Below are 230 nucleotides of genomic sequence, written 5' to 3' on the forward strand. Positions count from 1 at the left end.
CTCGTCCAGCGTTCCGCCGTCCGCGAGGTCGGCGGGATCGCCGGGGTGATCGCCGGACCACACCTCGGCCTCCGGCGCGCCCGTCGGGGTGCGGCCTTCGAGCGCGGCGAGGAGGGAGGACGATCCCCAGGCGTAGTCGCGGGGCACGTTGGTGAGGCAGCGCAGCATGCCCCCAGCGTAGAGCCCGGCGCCACGGACAGGTCGGATCCGGGCCCGTCGAGGTAGCCTGA

Annotated in this window: 1 pseudogene; it reads right to left on the reverse strand. The window is 74.8% G+C overall.

The annotated features are described in order from the left end of the window. A pseudogene (locus tag KVS71_RS20160) lies at nt 1–168 on the reverse strand (mannose-6-phosphate isomerase, class I); the annotation flags it as partial. Nucleotides 169–230: the final 62 nt, after the last annotated feature.

This window comes from Microbacterium sp. GbtcB4, from assembly GCF_019091465.1.
Taxonomy (GTDB): Bacteria; Actinomycetota; Actinomycetes; order Actinomycetales; family Microbacteriaceae; genus Microbacterium; species Microbacterium paraoxydans.